General features: G+C 73.9%; 16 protein-coding genes and 1 pseudogene. 10 read left to right on the plus strand and 7 right to left on the minus strand.

All coding sequences use genetic code 11. The features are described 5' to 3' along the window. Nucleotides 1–39 precede the first annotated feature (39 nt). Genes AB0F82_RS27145 through AB0F82_RS27165 form a run of 5 tightly spaced genes read left to right on the plus strand, consistent with a single transcriptional unit; the run spans nt 40 to nt 5,725 of the window. Nucleotides 40–357, plus strand: a complete 318-nt coding sequence (locus AB0F82_RS27145; protein ID WP_356814716.1) for a PAAR domain-containing protein — start codon at nt 40–42, stop codon at nt 355–357. Beyond that, entirely contained in the window at nt 357–779 is a 423-nt protein-coding gene (locus AB0F82_RS27150; protein ID WP_362632047.1) for a GPW/gp25 family protein, read from the plus strand. Before AB0F82_RS27145 ends, AB0F82_RS27150 begins: the two co-directional genes overlap by 1 nt. After that, a complete protein-coding gene (locus AB0F82_RS27155; RefSeq protein ID WP_362632049.1) occupies nt 779–2,764 on the plus strand; it encodes a putative baseplate assembly protein in 1,986 nt (661 codons plus the stop codon). The genes AB0F82_RS27150 and AB0F82_RS27155 overlap by 1 nt, the downstream gene beginning before the upstream one ends. Further along, nucleotides 2,761–3,333: a phage tail protein gene (locus AB0F82_RS27160; RefSeq protein WP_356814719.1), complete on the plus strand. Its 573-nt coding sequence runs from the start codon at nt 2,761–2,763 to the stop codon at nt 3,331–3,333. The genes AB0F82_RS27155 and AB0F82_RS27160 overlap by 4 nt, the downstream gene beginning before the upstream one ends. A gap of 4 nt (nt 3,334–3,337) precedes the next feature. Next, a complete protein-coding gene (locus AB0F82_RS27165; RefSeq protein WP_362632051.1) occupies nt 3,338–5,725 on the plus strand; it encodes an NADase-type glycan-binding domain-containing protein in 2,388 nt (795 codons plus the stop codon). On the opposite strand, the gene AB0F82_RS27170 is transcribed toward AB0F82_RS27165, so the two are convergent. The 5 genes from AB0F82_RS27170 to AB0F82_RS27190 are packed head-to-tail and all read right to left on the minus strand — an operon-like array spanning nt 5,726 to nt 10,558. Then, complete coding sequence (locus AB0F82_RS27170; RefSeq protein ID WP_362632053.1) at nt 5,726–6,994, minus strand: ABC transporter permease; 1,269 nt, start codon at nt 6,992–6,994, stop codon at nt 5,726–5,728. Beyond that, a complete protein-coding gene (locus tag AB0F82_RS27175) occupies nt 6,984–7,658 on the minus strand; it encodes an ABC transporter ATP-binding protein (RefSeq protein WP_356814722.1) in 675 nt (224 codons plus the stop codon). The genes AB0F82_RS27170 and AB0F82_RS27175 overlap by 11 nt, the downstream gene beginning before the upstream one ends. After that, nucleotides 7,651–9,177 (minus strand): peptidoglycan-binding domain-containing protein, encoded by a 1,527-nt coding sequence (locus AB0F82_RS27180; protein ID WP_362632055.1) that lies wholly within the window; start codon nt 9,175–9,177, stop codon nt 7,651–7,653. The genes AB0F82_RS27175 and AB0F82_RS27180 overlap by 8 nt, the downstream gene beginning before the upstream one ends. Before the next feature lie 7 nt (nt 9,178–9,184). Further along, the gene (locus AB0F82_RS27185; protein ID WP_362632057.1) at nt 9,185–10,114 is read right to left on the minus strand and encodes a hypothetical protein; all 930 of its coding nucleotides are present in this window, start codon (nt 10,112–10,114) and stop codon (nt 9,185–9,187) included. A 60-nt stretch (nt 10,115–10,174) separates the two neighbouring features. Next, a complete protein-coding gene (locus AB0F82_RS27190; RefSeq protein ID WP_356814725.1) occupies nt 10,175–10,558 on the minus strand; it encodes a hypothetical protein in 384 nt (127 codons plus the stop codon). Between the two features lie 350 nt (nt 10,559–10,908). Between AB0F82_RS27190 and AB0F82_RS27195 the strand changes: the two genes are divergently transcribed. Further along, nucleotides 10,909–11,442, plus strand: coding sequence for a GNAT family N-acetyltransferase (locus AB0F82_RS27195; protein ID WP_362632059.1), 534 nt, complete (start codon nt 10,909–10,911; stop codon nt 11,440–11,442). On the opposite strand, the gene AB0F82_RS27200 is transcribed toward AB0F82_RS27195, so the two are convergent. Then, nucleotides 11,426–12,322 carry an NADP-dependent oxidoreductase gene (locus AB0F82_RS27200; protein ID WP_362632120.1) on the minus strand — a complete coding sequence of 299 codons (897 nt, stop codon included), beginning with the start codon at nt 12,320–12,322 and terminating at the stop codon, nt 11,426–11,428. The two genes, AB0F82_RS27195 and AB0F82_RS27200, sit on opposite strands and share 17 nt — an antisense overlap. Nucleotides 12,323–12,478: 156 nt before the next feature. Here AB0F82_RS27200 and AB0F82_RS27205 point away from each other — a divergent pair, with 156 nt between their 5' ends. Both AB0F82_RS27205 and AB0F82_RS27210 read left to right on the plus strand, forming a co-directional pair. Next, nucleotides 12,479–12,895: a winged helix-turn-helix transcriptional regulator gene (locus tag AB0F82_RS27205; RefSeq protein ID WP_356814727.1), complete on the plus strand. Its 417-nt coding sequence runs from the start codon at nt 12,479–12,481 to the stop codon at nt 12,893–12,895. 42 nt (nt 12,896–12,937) lie between these two features. Further along, complete coding sequence (locus AB0F82_RS27210) at nt 12,938–13,666, plus strand: Mut7-C RNAse domain-containing protein (protein WP_356814728.1); 729 nt, start codon at nt 12,938–12,940, stop codon at nt 13,664–13,666. A gap of 93 nt (nt 13,667–13,759) precedes the next feature. On the opposite strand, the gene AB0F82_RS27215 is transcribed toward AB0F82_RS27210, so the two are convergent. After that, complete coding sequence (locus tag AB0F82_RS27215) at nt 13,760–14,269, minus strand: hypothetical protein (RefSeq protein WP_362632062.1); 510 nt, start codon at nt 14,267–14,269, stop codon at nt 13,760–13,762. 180 nt (nt 14,270–14,449) lie between these two features. On the opposite strand from AB0F82_RS27215, the gene AB0F82_RS27220 reads away from it, so the two are divergent. Both AB0F82_RS27220 and AB0F82_RS27225 read left to right on the plus strand, forming a co-directional pair. Then, complete coding sequence (locus AB0F82_RS27220) at nt 14,450–15,214, plus strand: SDR family oxidoreductase (protein ID WP_362632064.1); 765 nt, start codon at nt 14,450–14,452, stop codon at nt 15,212–15,214. Nucleotides 15,215–15,286: 72 nt separating this feature from the next. Continuing rightward, nucleotides 15,287–15,532, plus strand: a pseudogene (locus AB0F82_RS27225) (M15 family metallopeptidase); the annotation flags it as partial. Nucleotides 15,533–15,700 lie beyond the last annotated feature (168 nt).

Genomic DNA, 15,700 nt, shown 5'->3' on the forward strand with positions numbered 1-15,700 from the left:
CCCCTTGCACCACGACCCGCCGTCCCCGAGGAGCCCCCGATGCCAGCCGCAGCCCGTACCGGCGACCCCACCAACCACGGTGGCCGGCTCGCCACGCCGCCGCCCGGCGCCGCCGCGGCGGTGGCCACGGTGCTGATCGGCGGCCGGCCCGCCGCCGTCGTGGGCAGCCTGCACGTGTGCGTGGTCCCGCCGCACGCCGCCCTCGGCCCGGCCAACGTGATCGTCCCCAACCCGGCCGCCCTCACCGCGGGAACGGTACTCATCGGCGGACTGCCCGCTGCCCGGGCCCGCGACCAGACCGCATGCGGCGCGCAGGTCCTCACCGGCGCCCTGAACGTCCTGATCGGAGGCGTGTGATGAGCGAACGGTTCATCGGCCGCGGCTGGGCGTTCCCGCTGCGCGTCGGACCGACCGGCGGGATCGCCATGGTCGAACGCGAACGCGAGCTGGAAGAGGCCATCCGCCTCGTCCTGGGCACGGCGCCCGGGGAGCGGCCCATGCGGCCCGAGTTCGGCTGCGGCATCCACGAATACGTCTTCGCCCCCGGCGACGGCGACACCGCCGGCCGGGTCGCCCAGCAGGTCCGCGAGGCACTGGAACGCTGGGAGCCCAGGATCACCGTCGACGACGTCGTCGTGGCCTTCGACGCCGTCGACACGGGCACCCTCTACATCGACGTGCACTACACCGTGCGCACCACCAACGACCGGCGCAACCTGGTCTTCCCCTTCTACACGATCCCCTCCGAGGAGGGGGCCGAGGAAATGGTCGCGGACTGATGGCCCTGCCCTCCCCCAACCTGGACGACCGACGGTTCCAGCAGCTCGTCGACGAGGCGAAGCGGTACGTGCAGCAGCGCGCGCCGGAGTGGACCGACCACAACGTCTCCGACCCGGGCGTCACCCTCATCGAGACGTTCGCCTACCTCGTCGACCAGCTCCTGTACCGGCTCAACCGGGTCCCGGACAAGAACTACCTGGCCTTCCTCGACCTGTTGGGCATCCAGCTCTACCCGCCGTCGGCCGCCTGCGCAGACGTCGACTTCTGGCTGTCCGCCCCCCAGCCCGACACCGTCACCCTGCCGGCGGGCACCGAGGTGACGACCGAGGTCGCGACCGCGGCCGGCGACACCGAGGAAGCCGTCGTCTTCGCCACCACCGACGACCTGCGGATCCTGCCCAGCGAACTGACGAGGCTGGTCACAGCGCCCCGCGCCGGCGAACCCGCCGACCGCACCGGCGCGCTCACCGAAGGCCGCGACATACCGTGCTTCCAGTCGACACCCGAACCCGGCGACGCCCTGCTCTTCGGCCTCCCGACGGCCGTGCCGCGCTGCGTCGTCGCGGTACGCCTGGACAGCCGCGTCGAGGGTGTCGGCGTCGACCCGCGCCAGCCCCCGCTGGTGTGGGAGGCCTGGGACGGCGGCCGCTGGCAGCGCTGCGCCACCGACTCCGACAGCACCGGCGGCCTCAACCGGCCCGGCGAGATCATCGTGTACGTACCCGCCGGGCACACCGCGTCCGTGATCGGCGGGGCCCGCGCCGGCTGGCTGCGCTGCCGGGTCACCGAGCCCGAGCCCGGCCAGCCCTTCTACTCCGAGTCCCCCACCGTCCGCGAAGCCGCCGTCTTCACCGTCGGCGGCACCATGACCGTGGAACACGCCGAGCGCGTCAGCGACGTACCGCTCGGCGCGTCGGAGGGCGTGGCCGGGCAGAGCTTCCGCCTCGGCCGCCCGCCCGTACTCCTCGACGGGGAACCCCCGGTGGTGGAGGTCTCCTCCCCCGAGGGCTGGCAGCGCTGGGACGTCGTCGAGCACTTCGGCCGCTCCGGGCCCGACGACCGGCACGTCCGCGTCGACGCCACCACCGGCGAGTTCGCCTTCCCGCCGGTGCTGCGCGAGGCCGACGGCACCCTGCGCGCCTGCGGCGCCGTACCGCCCAAGGGCTCCCAGATCCGCGTGGCCCGCTACCGCACGGGCGGCGGCCCGGCCGGCAACGTCTCGCGCGGCGCGATCTCCGTACTGCGCAGCTCCGTCCCGTACGTCGCCCGCGTCACCAACCGGGAAGCGGCACGCGGCGGTGTCGCCGGGGAGACCATCGACAACGCCAAGCTGCGCGCCCCGGAGGCCCTGCGCATGCAGGAACGCGCCGTGACCGCCGAGGACTACGAGATAATCGCCCGCCGGGCGGCGCCCTCCGTACGCCGCGTCCGCTGCCTGCCGGCCACGGACGGCGGACGCGGCACCGGCTCGGTACGGGTCCTGGTGGTGCCGGACGCCGTCGCCGACGAGGGCGACCGGCTCCGCTTCGAGCAGCTGATCCCCTCCGACCAGGTCCTCACCGCGATCACCGACACCCTCGACGAACGGCGCCTGATCGGCACCAGCCTCGTCGTGGAACCACCCGTCTACCAGGGCGTCACCGTCGTCGCCCGGCTGTCGGCACCCGCCGCGGACGCCGACCGGGTGCGCGACGCGGCGCTCGCCGCGCTGTACCGGCACCTCAACCCGCTGCACGGCGGGCCCGACGGCACCGGCTGGCCGTTCGGCCGGCCCGTGCAGTACGGCGAGGTGTTCGGCGTACTGCAACGCGCCATCGGGGACGTCCTGGTGGAGGAGATCCGCATGTTCGCCGCCGACCCGATCACGGGACGGCGCGGCGCCCCCGTCGACCGCATCGACATCGGCGCGGGCACGCTCGTCTTCTCCTACCAGCACCAGGTGGTCGTCACCGAGCCCGAGCCGGGGACGGGGGTGCACGGATGAGCCGGGCCGCCGTACCCGGCCTTCCCAGCCGGCACCCGATCGGCGGGCAACTGCCCGCGCTGTACGCCGACGACGACTTCGCCCAGCGGTTCACGGCCGGCCTGGACACCGTCCTGGCCCCGGTGTTCACCACCCTCGACAACCTGCCCTCGTACTTCGACCCCCGGCTTGCCCCGGCCGACTTCCTGGCCTGGCTGGCCTCCTGGGTGGGCGGCGCCGACGACCCCGACTGGCCGACCGCACTGCGGCGCGAGGCGGTGGCCCGCGCGGTGGAACTGCACCGGTGGCGCGGCACCCGGCGCGGCCTGGTCGAAGCCCTGCGCCTGGTACTCGGCGTGTCCGCCGACGTCAGCGGGGACGGCACGGCCGTCTGGTCCCGCACGGCCGGCGGCGAACCGTCCCCGGCGCCGGCCGGCGAGGTCCTCGTACGGGTGTGGCCGCGCGGCCGGGGCGCCGCCTACGAGGTGGACGCGGACCGGGTCCGCGCCCTCGTCCGCACCCTGTGCCCCGTCCACACGGCCTGCCGGGTGGAGATCCTGCCCGGGCCGCCCGCGGCCGAAGGGAGCTGACGGCATGCGTACGTGTCCCGCATGCGGGGTGTCCACCGCCCCGACGGACGACTTCTGCACCAACTGCGGCGCCTACCTCAACTGGTCGTCCCCCGCCCGCCCCACCCCCCGTACCGGAGGCACGCCCCAGGACGGCCCGCCCGACGACGAGACGGGCCAGGACGGCCCGGCCCGGGAGACCACCCCTCGGTGGGCCACAACACGCCAGGAGGACACGTCCCAGGGAGGCCCGCCGGGCGGGGCCCTGCCCCAGGAGGGGCACGCCCCCGAGGGGCACGCCCAGGGGGCCACCCGGAGCGGCACGGCCCAGGGCGGCACACGCCCCGGTGGGACCCCGGAAGGCACGCCCCGCGGTGCCGCCCGTCAGGCCGGCACGGCCCAGGACGGGACGGCTGGAGAGGACACGCGCCCGGGCGGCACGTCCCGGCAGGGCGCAGCCCCGCAGGCGGTCCCGCAGGGGGCCGCCCACGGTGGACGGGACGAGGAGGCCACCCTCCAGGGCGAGACGGCCCGGAGCAGGCGGCCGCCCCAGCACGGCACGGCGGGAGAGGACACCCGGCCGGGCGCAGCCCCGCGGGGGGCCGCCGCCCACGGTGGACGGGCCCAGGACGACACCCGGGACGGCACCCTTCAGGGCGGCACGCCCCCGGGGGCTGCCCCTGGCGTGGGCACTCCGCGACAGGGCACGGCCGAGGAGGCAACCCGTCAGGACGACGGCGACGGCACGGCTGCTGAGACCACCGCCGGAAGCGGGACGCCTCGCAGCGGGACCCGGGGTGGGCGGGTCCACGGGGCCGTCCCTCGGGGCACAGCGCCGCAGGAGGGCACGGCCGGGAACGGCTCGCCCACCGGTGGCACGGCCCATGGCACGGCCCACGGCGGTCGGACGCAGGAAGGCACCCCCCAGGACGGTCCGGCCCAAGGCGGCGCACCTCGTGGAGGCGGAGCCCAGGAGGGCAGCCCCCGGGGCGACGCGCCCCGCGGGGACACGGCCCAAGAGGACACCTCTCAGGTCGGCACGGCCGGGAGCGGACGGACCCAGGACGGGTCGGCTCGGGAAGACACCCGGCGGGCGGGCACCACCCAGGGCACCCCTCAGGTCGACATGGGCGTCGTCGGTGAGCGGGACCGAACGCGGAACACCCCTCAAAGCGGCACGGCCCAAGAGGACACCTCTCAGGTCGGAACGCCCCGGGCCGACACTCCCCGACAGGGCACGGCCCAGGACGCCGCCGCCCGAGGCGGCAGGGGCCCGGAAGGTATCGGCTCACCGGCCGCCGTCGGGGCCGAGGCAACCGCGGAGGCGGGGTCCGAGCCGTCCGCGCGCGCCGGGGCGCAGTCCGCGCCCCGCGTGGAGCGGTGGCTGTTCTGGCTGCGCAGGAGGCCCGCCCCGGCCTCGGCTGCCATCGCGCCCGCCGGCGCCGAGTCCGATCCGGCCGCGGCCACAGCCGCGGCCGCCGGCCACGACGCCGGGTCCGGCCGGTCCGCGGCCGCAGGGGCGGAGCCCCGTCCGGGCGCGCCGTCCGGCGCCGCGGCGGGATCCTCGCCCGCGCCCGTGGCCCCGGCACGCCCGGCGGCGCCGGCACCCCGCCCGCCCGCCACCCCAGCGGTGGCGTCCCCGGCTCCCGTGCTGCCCGCCAGGGCCGTCGCGCCGCGCCCCGTCGTACGTCCCCTCCCCGCCGGCGACGACGTCACCGGCGCACCGTGCCCGGCCTGCGGCACGCCCAATCCGCCCGACCGCCGCTTCTGCCGCCGCTGCGCCACACCCCTGACGCCCACCACCGTCGCGGCCCCCCTGCCGTGGTGGCGGACCGTCTGGCCGTTCCGCCGCCGCACCCGGGCCGGCTCCGGCCGCCTGGTCCGCTTCCTGGTGGTCCTGGGCGTCGTACTGGCCCTCTGCGCGGCCGGCTTCCTGCTGCTGCCGGCCGGACGCCACCTCGTGGAGGACACCCGGGACAAGCTCGGCAAGGCCAAGGCGGTGACCCCGACCCGCGTCCGGGCGAGCGCCGAACTCCCCGGACACCCCGTCGCCCACACCACGGACGGCCTCAGCAACCGCTACTGGGGCGCGCCCGCCCCCGGCGCCTCCGTGACGTACGCCTTCGGCAAGCCGTTCCGCCTCGTCGCCGTGATCGTCACCAACGGCGCCTCATCCGCACCCGAGGAGTACGCGAAGCAGGGACGCGCGCTGCGCATCGACATGGAGGTGACGGACCGGGACGGCGCGACGGTCCACAAGAAGCTCGTCCTCAGCGACAAGCCCGGCCCGCAGACCTTCCCCCTCGGCATCAGCCACGCCACCACGGTCCGGCTGACTCTGGAGGAACCGGCCGGCTCGGCTGCGGACCGCCATCTCGCCGTCGCGGAGGTGGAGTTCTTCCAGCGCGGCTGACTACACGCCCGTTCGGAGGGTCTCGGCGGGCAGGATGCGGGCGGCCGCCAGGGCCGGGTACAGCCCTGCGGCGAGACCCACCACGAGGCCCACCAGCGGCCCCGCCGACGTGAGAGCGGGGTCGAGGACCACCAGCCAGTCCTTGGCCAGGCAGGTCACGGCGGTGATCTGGATGCCCAGCACCGTGCCGACGACGCCGCCGGCGAGCCCGACCAGACCGCTCTCGATGCAGAACTGCCCGGCCACCGCCCGCCGGGAGGCGCCCAGGGCACGGCGCAGGCCGATCTCCGACCGCCGTTCCAGTACGGACACGTAGGCGGTGTTGCTGACACCGAGCGCCCCCACGCCGAGGGAGACGGCGGCAAGTCCCAGGAACAGGGCCCGGGTCTGCGACTCGACGCCCTGGCGCAGGGACCGGGGGTCCGGCGGGACCAGCGCGACGAGTTTGTCCGGGGCGCCCGGCGCCAGGGCGAAGGGGGCCTCGGCACCGATCTGGTCGGCGGCGCCCAGATCCGTACGGATGATCATTTCCGCGGAGGCGAAGCCCAGCCCGGCCGGGTCCTGCAGGGCGGCCCAGTAGGGGACGACCACGGATCCGGTGAGGTTCGTGTCGCCGGAGGGGGCGCGGAAGACCCCGAGCACGCTGAACGCGACGCCGTTGACGTGGATCACGGAGTTGCCGGCGCCGCCGTCGACGGTCAGCCGGGACGCGGCGGCCGTGTCGATCAGGGCCACCCGCTCCCGCCGCGCGTCGTGTCCGGTGTCGAACCACCGGCCCTGTGTGAGTTCTGCCGACATGGCCGCCAGTGCGTCGGGCTGCGCTGCAAGGACCGTGCCCTCGGGCAGATCGTTCGACGTGCCCGACAGCCGTGAGACCACCGGCTGTTCACCGGCCTTGCTGACGAGACCCGCGGTGCGGACGCCGTTGAGGCCGCGTACCCGCTGGGTGTCGCCGCCGTCCGGCCGTGGCCGGATCCCGGCGACGGGTTCCGACGGGTACTTGACCGTCACCCGGGTCGCCTTGAGGGCGTCGAACTGGTCGGAGACGGCTCCGGCCGCACTGGCGGTGATGCCCAGCGTGGCGAGTGCCGCGGCCAGCCCTACGGAGATGCCCACCATCGTCAGCAGGGTGCGGAACCGGCGGCCGAACAGCGCGAGGAACGCCTGGACGAGCAGGTCCGCCGCCGACGTCCGGGGCGCCGCTGTCCCCTCCGCGGACGGCCCACGCGTCCCACGGCTGCCCGACCGCCTCCCGCGGCTAGGAAACACGGCCGTCCACCACCTTGAAGACGCGGTCGGCGCGGGCCGCCACGTCGGGTTCGTGCGTGACCACGACGACGGCCCGGTCCTGCGCCACCAGTCCGGTCAACAGGTCCATGACGCGGGCCGAGTTCGCGGTGTCCAGGTTGCCGGTCGGCTCGTCGCACAATACGACGGCGGGCCGGTGGACGATCGCCCGCGCGACCGCGACCCGCTGCCGCTCCCCGCCGGACAACGTGGTCGGTCTGACGTCCAGCCGGTGCCCCAGGCCAACGGATTCCAGGGCCGCCACGGCTTGCGGCCGCCGCAGGGCACGGGGCACGCCGAGGTGGACGAGCGGGAGGGCCACGTTCTGCACGCAGGTCAGGTGTGGGACCAGGTGGAAGGCCTGGAAGACGAAGCCGAGCGTCGAGGCCCGCTGGGCGGTGCGGGCCCGTTCGGACAGGTCGGTGGTGTCCCTGCCCTCCAGCAGGTACCGGCCGCGGGTGGGGACGTCGAGCAGCCCGAGCACGCTCAGCAGCGTGGACTTCCCCGAGCCGGAGGGACCGACGATCGCGGCGAGCCGGCCGGGCCGGATGTCGAGCGTGACGTCGGTCAGCGCGTGCACGGGCGGCGGCCCCGGGTACGTCTTCGCGATGCCGGCCATCTCGATGACGGGGGCCGGTTCAGCCATCCCTGCCCCCTTCGGAGCTGTCCGCCGCCTTTCCTCGGCGCACGAGGACGACGGTCTGGCCGGCGCCGAGGTTCGCGTCGAGCGCGTTGACCGCGGTGAGGCCCTCATGGGTGAACAGCACCTCGACGGGGACGTTGCGCTCCTTGCCGTTCTCGGTGACGGTGACCGTGGACGCGCCGCCGAGGTCGGTCCAGACGGCTGACACCGGAACGGTCAGCGCGCCCTTGGGGCTGCGCCGCAGTTCGACGCTGATCTGCTGGACCGCCCCTTCTTCCGCCTCCGAGCCGCCGGGGACGAACAGCGCCTCGTGCTGACCCGCGCCACCACCTCCGCCACCGCCACCACCTCCGCCGCCACCGCCGTTGCCGGTTCCCGCGCCCGCGGTAGCGGCGGCGGACGTGCTCCCGCCGTCCTGCCCGCCGGTCTTCGCGTTCCCCTGCTGGTCGCCGCCCTTGGCGTCGGAGGACCCGGCGAGGGAGCCCAGGCTGCCCTCCCGGCCCGCGTAGGGGCCCGTGCCGAAGCGGATGACCGCGTCGTTCGGCAGGTCCCGCAACCGGGTGCGCTGGTCCGCGGTGAGGGGCGCCCGCACCTGACGGCCCCCGCTGCCGAGGACGACGAGCGGCTTCTCGGCCGCGTCGCCCACCGCCGCGGTGACCTGCACCACCGTGGCGGGAAGGGCGCTGACGAACGCCACTTCCGCGGCCGGCAGCACCTCCCCGGGCTTGGCGGGTCCGGAGGCGGGCGGCACGTCGGGGCCGCGGGTGGGCACCCCGGGTGCGGCACCGTTCGTACCGGGCGCCGCGCCCGTGCCGCCGTCGGTCTCCGCGCCGCCGCCGCGGGGGGCGGTGCCGGACGGGGCACCCCCGCCGCCACTCGCACCTGCGCCACTCGCACCTCCGCCGCCCCGGCTCGGGCCCTGCCCCTGCCCCTGCCCGGACGGCGCCTCGTACCCGGCCGCCGCGTACAGCTTGCGCACCGCGTCGACGGTGGCCTGTCCGTACGTGCCGTTCACGGCCGTCCCGTACAACGGCGCGAGTGCGCGCTGCAGTTGCTGGACGTCCGGGCCCTTGTCGCCGGCCTTCAGGTCCCGGTACGCGGGGAAGCGTCCCGGCAGGAGGAGGACCGGCCTGCCCGACACCTCGGCCACGGCCGCGCCGGCCTTGAGGCTCTTGCCCGCGGTCGCGGGCAGGGCCGTCACGACCGCGCGGCTGGTGCCCTGCGGCTGGACGCCGGTGATGGGCGTCCGGGAGGCCGTCTCGACCTTCCCGGTCAGTTCCAGCTTCTCCACGAGCTGCTGGTCGGAGACCTTCCCCGTGATCTGGGAGGGCGGAGGCGCCGCGGCGTTCGAGGCACGCTGCTCGGGTGTTCTGGCCTGGGATGCGATCCACCAGACGGATCCGGAACTCCCGAACAGCACGACGACGGCGGCGGCGGTGGCCAGGCCCCTCCTGGACCTGTGCCGGGCCCGCCCGCCGGACGGCTCGCTCACCTGGGACTCCGCGGTGCGTTCGAGGCTCATCACGGTGTTACGACGTCTCTCGCAGTAGTTCCTGTGCCCTGCCCTTGGCTTTCGTGACGAGTTCCAGCCAGGCGGTGATCTCCCCTTCGTGCTTCACCAGCGAATCGGCGGACGCCTTGCTCTTGGCCTCCCGCGCTTTCGTGTTGAGCCCGACCTTCGTACCGCATTCGGCATCGGTGGTGGCCTGCTTGATCTCGGCACGTTGCGCATTGTCGAGCGCGGCGGTGTCCCCGTCCTGGACATTCGCATAATACGAAAGCGCCGCCTCCCTGGCCTTTTCGGGAGTCGGAATCTCCGGATATCCGCCGGACTTCATGCAGGAGGCCCATTCCGACAACGCCTTCTGGTACGCGTCGTCGTCGGCGAGGATGTGCGCGCTGTTCTGCTTCACGGTGTTGTACACCGTCCAGTTGAGGCGCAGGTATTCCTTCACGTCCCCGTACACGGCCTTGAGGGTTTCGCCGCGGCAGCCCCGCGACGGCACCATCACCTTGCCGCCTCCGAAGTCGAACTCGACACCGCCCTCGGGCTTGTCGACATAGCCGTCCATGGCCATGCTGTGGGCCCGCTTGACGTCCTCGGGCAGCGCGTCGAAGTCGTCGCCGTTCTCGCGGGCCTTCTGGTTGTCCGACCGGCGCGGGTCCGCGCCGTAGCCCACGGTGCGCGCCGTCTCGGGTGACGGGGTGAGGTCTTCGCTGCGCTTCCTGCCGTTGTCGCTGTCGCTGTCGGCACCGTCGGACGGGAAGACCTTGAAGCCCTGGTCGTTCATGCACTTGCGGATCAGTTTGGTCTCGGCCTCACGCTCCTGCTCCAGCGCCTCGTTGGCACTGTCGAGCGCGGTCTGCGCCCTGCGGGCCGCCTCCATGTCCTTGGGGGACTCCTCCGAGCAGGCGGAGGCGGAGCCCGTCAACACCGCCACCACCGCGATCGCCGTCACAACCCGACTGCGCTTGTTCAATGTCCGTGTCCTCCGGAAGGCCCGGCCTCCGAGCGATGGTCAGCAGCCGGAGCCGTCGTTCAGCGTGTTGCTCGCACCATCGTCGTTGGCGTCCCAGTAGTAGTTCACGGAACCGCCGGGAACGAGACAGACCTCGACGCCCCACGACATCCAGCGACCACCGTAGGTCTTGGACGACTGGCCGCGCCGGTTCCACCATGAGCTGTCGGCCTCGTACACGGCCGGCATGTCGATGTCCCAGCGGGCGGACTCGTACTTCGTCCGGTACATCGAGTTGTTGGTGGAGTAGTCCCGGTCCTTGTAGATGCAGAAATTGCCGTCGTAGCAGGTACGGTCCACGGCCGATGCGGACGGCGCCGCGGCGACGACGCCGACGACGGCCGCCATCGCGATGAATCCGGCCGAAATCCTCTTACTGAACACTCGTTACTCCCCCTCGTCGGGTGGTGACTGATGCAGTGAGAGGGCAGGGCAGCCGAAGCCCTTCCCCCCGGTCGGCTGAGAGTCAGGCTAAGCCACGCCGTTCGGAAGCAAAAGGTCAATTCGCTTTGCAAGAGGGACCGCTGGCGTTTGGAATTGATCATTCAGTGTCTGAAATCCATCCCGCCCGCCCTCCATTTCGGCGCACCGCCCACGTTTCGATCAAGGACCCGGCGCAGGTCAGCCACGCCCGGATAGAGGCGGAACTCCACGGACGCGCGCTGTCCGGATCCCCGGCACCCGGACGGGGTGCGAAGATGCGACAAAATTCTCGGGATCCGTAGGGTGGGCGGATGGAGACACACGTACGACTGGAGCCGTGGTCCGAGGCCGACTTCCGGCTGCTGCAACGCTCGAACGAACCGGCCATGACGCAGCACCTCGGCGGCCCCGAGCCGGACGGGAAGCTCCGTGACCGCCAGCGGCGCTACGAGGCCCTGAGCGCGCGGGAGCCCGCCGCCGGGCGGATGTTCCGCGTGGTTCTGGAAACCGGCGAGAGCGCCGGATCCACCGGCTTCTGGGAACGCCAGTGGCGGGGCGAGCCGGTCTACGAGGCCGGCTGGGGCATCCTGCCCGAGTTCCAGGGCCGCGGACTGGCCGTCGCCGCCCTCACACAACTCCTGGCGTACGTACGGGCCCACGGCTCCCGCGACAGCGTCCACGCCTTCCCCGGCACGGACCACCCCGCCTCCAACGCCGTCTGCCGGCGCGCCGGGTTCGAATGCCTCGGCGAGGTCGACTTCGAGTACCCGCCCGGCGTCCCCCACCCGAGCCTCGACTGGCGCTACCGGGTGGGGCCGCCGCGCACGGTCACGCCGTCAGGATGATCCGGCCGCGCACGCCCGGCGTCGCGAGCCGGTCGTGCGCCTTCGCCGCCTCCGCGAGGGGGAAGACGTCCGAGACCCGCAGGGTGAGCGCGCCCGCGTCGACGAGCGACACCAGACGGGCCAGCAACTCCCCGTCCGCGGCTACCTCCTGCTCCTCGACCCGGATGCCGCGCTCCGCCGCCGGGGCGTGGTTCGGGATCAGGCCGACGTACACCCCGCCGTCGCGGACGCGGGCCAGCGCGGCCCCACCCAGGACGGCCGCGTCCAGCACCCCGTCAACCGGCCCGGCCGGAGCCCCGCCGCGCGGGACGAAAGCGGCCGCGCCCAGCGACCGTACGAGATCCTCGTCCTGCGGGCCCGCCAGGGCCGTCACCACCAGGCCGGCCCGCGCGGCGAGCTGCACCGCCAGGCCGCCGACCACGCCCGCGGCACCGGTGACCAGCACCGAGGAGCCGGGCGCCAGCCCCAGCTGGTCCACGGCGCGGGCGGCGGTCAGGCCTGCCAGCGGCAGCGCCGCCGCGGCCAGGACGTCCACCGCGGCCGGCGCGGCGGCCACGGCGCCGGCATCGAGCACCACGTACTCGGCGTGCGTGCCCAGCGGCTTCACCGCGCCGTGGTGCAGGCCCACCACCCGGTCCCCACGGCTCCAGCCGGTCACCTCGGGACCGATCTCGTCGATCTCCCCGGCGACGTCCCAGCCGAGGCCGAGCCGCTGCCCGGCGCCGCCGAAGACCCCGGCGCGGACCGCGCCGTCCACCGGATTGAGCCCCGCGGCCGCGACCCGGATCCGCACCTGGCCCGGCGCCGGACGCGGCACCGGCACCTGCGCCGGCTCGACCCGCTCCGGGCCGCCGAAACCGGTCACCACGGCCGCCAGCATCGTCTGCTCGCCCATCGTTCTCCCCGTTCTGCGTTCTGTGTCCTCACAGTCGGCGCTTTCCGCGCCGTTCCTGACGACCACTAACCTAGGGAGAGGTACTCTCTTTCCGTAAGTACGCACTTGAAGGTGCGTACCGGACCTGGAAGTGGGGACCCCATGGCCACCAGCACCGCCGCGGCCCGCCGCGAGGAAGCCCGTTCCGCCTACGACGCCTTCGTCAAGGAGTGCCCCACCGGCCAGCTCCTGGCCCGGATCAGCGACAAGTGGGTCGGCCTCGTCGTCAGCGCCCTCGGCGAGGCCGACGACCGCTCCATGCGCTACAGCGACCTGGGCCGCAAGATCCCCGGCGTCAGCCAGAAGATGCTCACCCAGACGCTGCGCTCCCTCGAACGCGACGGCCTCGTCACCCGCCGCGTCACCCCCACCGTCCCCGTCCGCGTCGACTACCGGCTCACGGACCTCGGCAGCAGCCTCGGCTGCCTGCTCTCCTCCGTGAAGATCTGGGCCGAGAACCACTTCGACGAGGTCAGCGCCCACCGCGACACCTACGACCGAGCCGCCGCGGCCTCCTGAAATCAGGCGCGACCACCCACCACGGGGTGGCATGCTGACAGGGTGAACGGACCCGGCATTCAGCTCACCCTCGCCCCCGAACTGCGCCTCTTCGCCCCGCCCAGCCGGCGCACGGACCGCGTACCGACCGCCACCGACGGCGCCTCCAGCCTCGGCCACGTCGTCGAATCCGCCGGGGTCCCGCTCACCGAAGTCGGCCGCCTCCTCGTCGACGGCCACGAGGTGCCCGTCTCCTACGTGCCCCAAGACGGCCAGAACGTCGAGGTGTTCGGAGTCGAACGCCCCCAGCACGTCCCCGGCGCCCCCCTCCGCTTCCTCCTCGACGTCCACCTCGGCACGCTCGCCCGCCGCCTGCGCCTCCTCGGCGTCGACGCCGCCTACGAGAACGAGGACATCGGCGACCCCGCCCTCGCCACCCGCTCCGCCGCCGAGCAGCGCGTCCTGCTCTCCCGCGACCGCGGGCTGCTCCGCCGCCGCGAGATCTTCGCCGGCGCGTACGTCTACAGCGACAACCCCGACGAGCAACTGCGCGACGTCCTCGGCCGCTTCGCTCCCGCCCTCGCCCCGTGGACCCGCTGCACCGCCTGCAACGGGCCGCTCCACGAGGCCGACAAGGAGAGCGTCGGCGACCGCCTGCAACACGGCACGCACCGCTCCTACGACGTCTTCGCCCAGTGCACCGAATGCGAGCGCGTCTACTGGCGCGGCGCCCACCACGCCCGCCTGGAGCGCATCGTCGACGAGGCACTCGTCGAATTCGGCACCGCCTGACGAGGCCGGGCCCCGGGCCGCGAACCCCGGGGCCGAGAACCCCGGGCAGGAAACCCCGCGCCCGGGAACGCCGGGGCCCCCGGGCCACTTCGGCTAGAAGGCGTACGCGTCACCCGTGTCCAGGGCCAGCACCACGTGATCGTCGTTGGCGTGGTTGCGGTCCGTGGCACCGCCGTTCCACCACGTGTCCACCCGCACCACCACCTCCGGCACCGGCTCACGCAGCTCCAGCGCCAGCCCCACGTGGCGGCCCCGCCCGTGCAACGGCAGCGGCCCCGTCTCGCACACCACCTCGCGCAGACCCGCCCGCGCACAGCCCTCCGCCAGCTGCTGCCGGTCCGCCAGATCGGCCGACAGCCGCACCCGCAACGTCGCGTTCGGCAGCGCGGCCGGCCCGTCGTTCTCCGGAACCAGCCACACCCTCAGCTGCGACCCCGACAGGGCCACCCGGCCGTGGTAGGACACGTCGGCCTCCGGCCCGGCCCCCACCGGCGCCCACGCCGACACCGGCGCCCACGCCGACGCCTGCGCCGGCCCGGGCACACCAGCCCCGAACGCCAGCAACCCCGCCACCACCACACTCCGTACGGCGACACGGCGCACCGCCACCACCTCCTCGCGTCTCGCGCGGAGGCTAGCCCCCACCACCCCCCGGCCGGTCGGACCATCACACGAATGAGGGCGCGCCCACCCCCATCCGCCGTACCTGCCTTCGAACCCGTGCCGATCGCCCGCGCCTATGCTGGCGGGGAACGCCCGTACGAACGACCGAGGAGCACGCACATGAGCACGGCCGCCACCCGAACCGCCGTAGTCACCGGCGCGAGCAGCGGTATCGGCGCGGCCACCGCCCGGCAGCTCGCCACGGCCGGCTACCACGTCGTCCTCACCGCCCGTCGCAAGGACCGCATCGAGGCCCTCGCCGCAGAGCTCACCGAGGCCGGCCACTCCGCGACCGCCCACGCCCTCGACGTCACCGACCGCGCCGCCGTCGACGCCCTCGCCGCGTCCCTCGACCGCTGCGACGTCCTCGTCAACAACGCCGGCGGCGCCATCGGTGCCGAACCCGTCGCCACCGGCGATCCCGCCGACTGGCGCACCATGTACGAGGTCAACGTCATCGGCACGCTCAACGTCACCCAGGCACTGCTCCCCGCCCTCACCGCCTCCGGCGACGGCACCGTCGTGGTCCTCTCCTCCACCGCCGGCCACGCCACGTACGAGGGCGGCGCCGGCTACGTCGCCGCCAAGAACGGCGCCCGCGTCCTCGCCGAGACCCTCCGCCTGGAGATCGTCGGCCAGCCCGTACGCGTCATCGAGATCGCCCCCGGCATGGTCAAGACCGACGAGTTCGCGAAGACCCGCTTCCGCGGCGACGCCGAGAAGGCGGAGAAGGTCTACGCGGGCGTCGCCGAACCGCTCACCGCCGACGACGTCGCCGACACCATCACCTGGGCCGTGACCCGCCCCAGCCACGTCAACATCGACCTCCTGGTGGTCCGCCCCCGCGCCCAGGCCTCCAACACCAAGGTCCACCGCAACCTCTAGTGCGCATCCCAGGGCCGCAGCGACACGCGTTGCGGCATGCGGTGCACGCCTCGTGGACGTCCTGCTTCCGCCGGGGGCCGTCTGCTGTTCGTCGAGGGCTACCGGCCACCCGCACTCCAACGGATGCACTTCGAGGAGTACGCCGACCGGCTGCGCACCGGCAACCCTGAGTGGCAGACCGAGCAGATCCGCTCGCCGACGAGCCGATACGTCTCCCCCGCCCGAGATCGCTCCGCACAGTGCGGGCGCGGCCGTCGACCTCACCCTGGCCGACACGGCGGGCGCGAGCTGGACCTGGGAACAGGGATGAACGCGACTTCGCACCGTCCCGGACCCCGGCATTCCGCCATGCGTTCGGGTGAACGAAGCCCGTTCGGCGTAACGCACGCCAGACCCACGCCTAGGTTCAGCCTCAACGCGAACGGCCCCCGACCGGGATTGCAGTCCCGCCCGAGGGCCTCACCAACCAGGAAGAGAGACCTTCCT

Source organism: Streptomyces virginiae, assembly GCF_040638905.1.
Classification (GTDB): Bacteria; Actinomycetota; Actinomycetes; order Streptomycetales; family Streptomycetaceae; genus Streptomyces; species Streptomyces virginiae_B.

Bases quoted from the DNA above. Each gene is read 5' to 3' on its own strand.
- AB0F82_RS27155 (WP_362632049.1), top strand. From the start codon at position 779: ATGGCCCTGCCCTCCCCCAACCTGGACGACCGACGGTTCCAGCAGCTC.
- AB0F82_RS27160 (WP_356814719.1), top strand. From the start codon at position 2,761: ATGAGCCGGGCCGCCGTACCCGGCCTTCCCAGCCGGCACCCGATCGGC.
- AB0F82_RS27180 (WP_362632055.1), bottom strand. From the start codon at position 9,177: ATGAGCCTCGAACGCACCGCGGAGTCCCAGGTGAGCGAGCCGTCCGGC.
- AB0F82_RS27220 (WP_362632064.1), top strand. From the start codon at position 14,450: ATGAGCACGGCCGCCACCCGAACCGCCGTAGTCACCGGCGCGAGCAGC.
- AB0F82_RS27165 (WP_362632051.1), top strand. From the start codon at position 3,338: ATGCGTACGTGTCCCGCATGCGGGGTGTCCACCGCCCCGACGGACGAC.
- AB0F82_RS27150 (WP_362632047.1), top strand. From the start codon at position 357: ATGAGCGAACGGTTCATCGGCCGCGGCTGGGCGTTCCCGCTGCGCGTC.
- AB0F82_RS27200 (WP_362632120.1), bottom strand. From the start codon at position 12,322: ATGCTGGCGGCCGTGGTGACCGGTTTCGGCGGCCCGGAGCGGGTCGAG.
- AB0F82_RS27195 (WP_362632059.1), top strand. From the start codon at position 10,909: ATGGAGACACACGTACGACTGGAGCCGTGGTCCGAGGCCGACTTCCGG.
- AB0F82_RS27205 (WP_356814727.1), top strand. From the start codon at position 12,479: ATGGCCACCAGCACCGCCGCGGCCCGCCGCGAGGAAGCCCGTTCCGCC.
- AB0F82_RS27145 (WP_356814716.1), top strand. From the start codon at position 40: ATGCCAGCCGCAGCCCGTACCGGCGACCCCACCAACCACGGTGGCCGG.
- AB0F82_RS27175 (WP_356814722.1), bottom strand. From the start codon at position 7,658: ATGGCTGAACCGGCCCCCGTCATCGAGATGGCCGGCATCGCGAAGACG.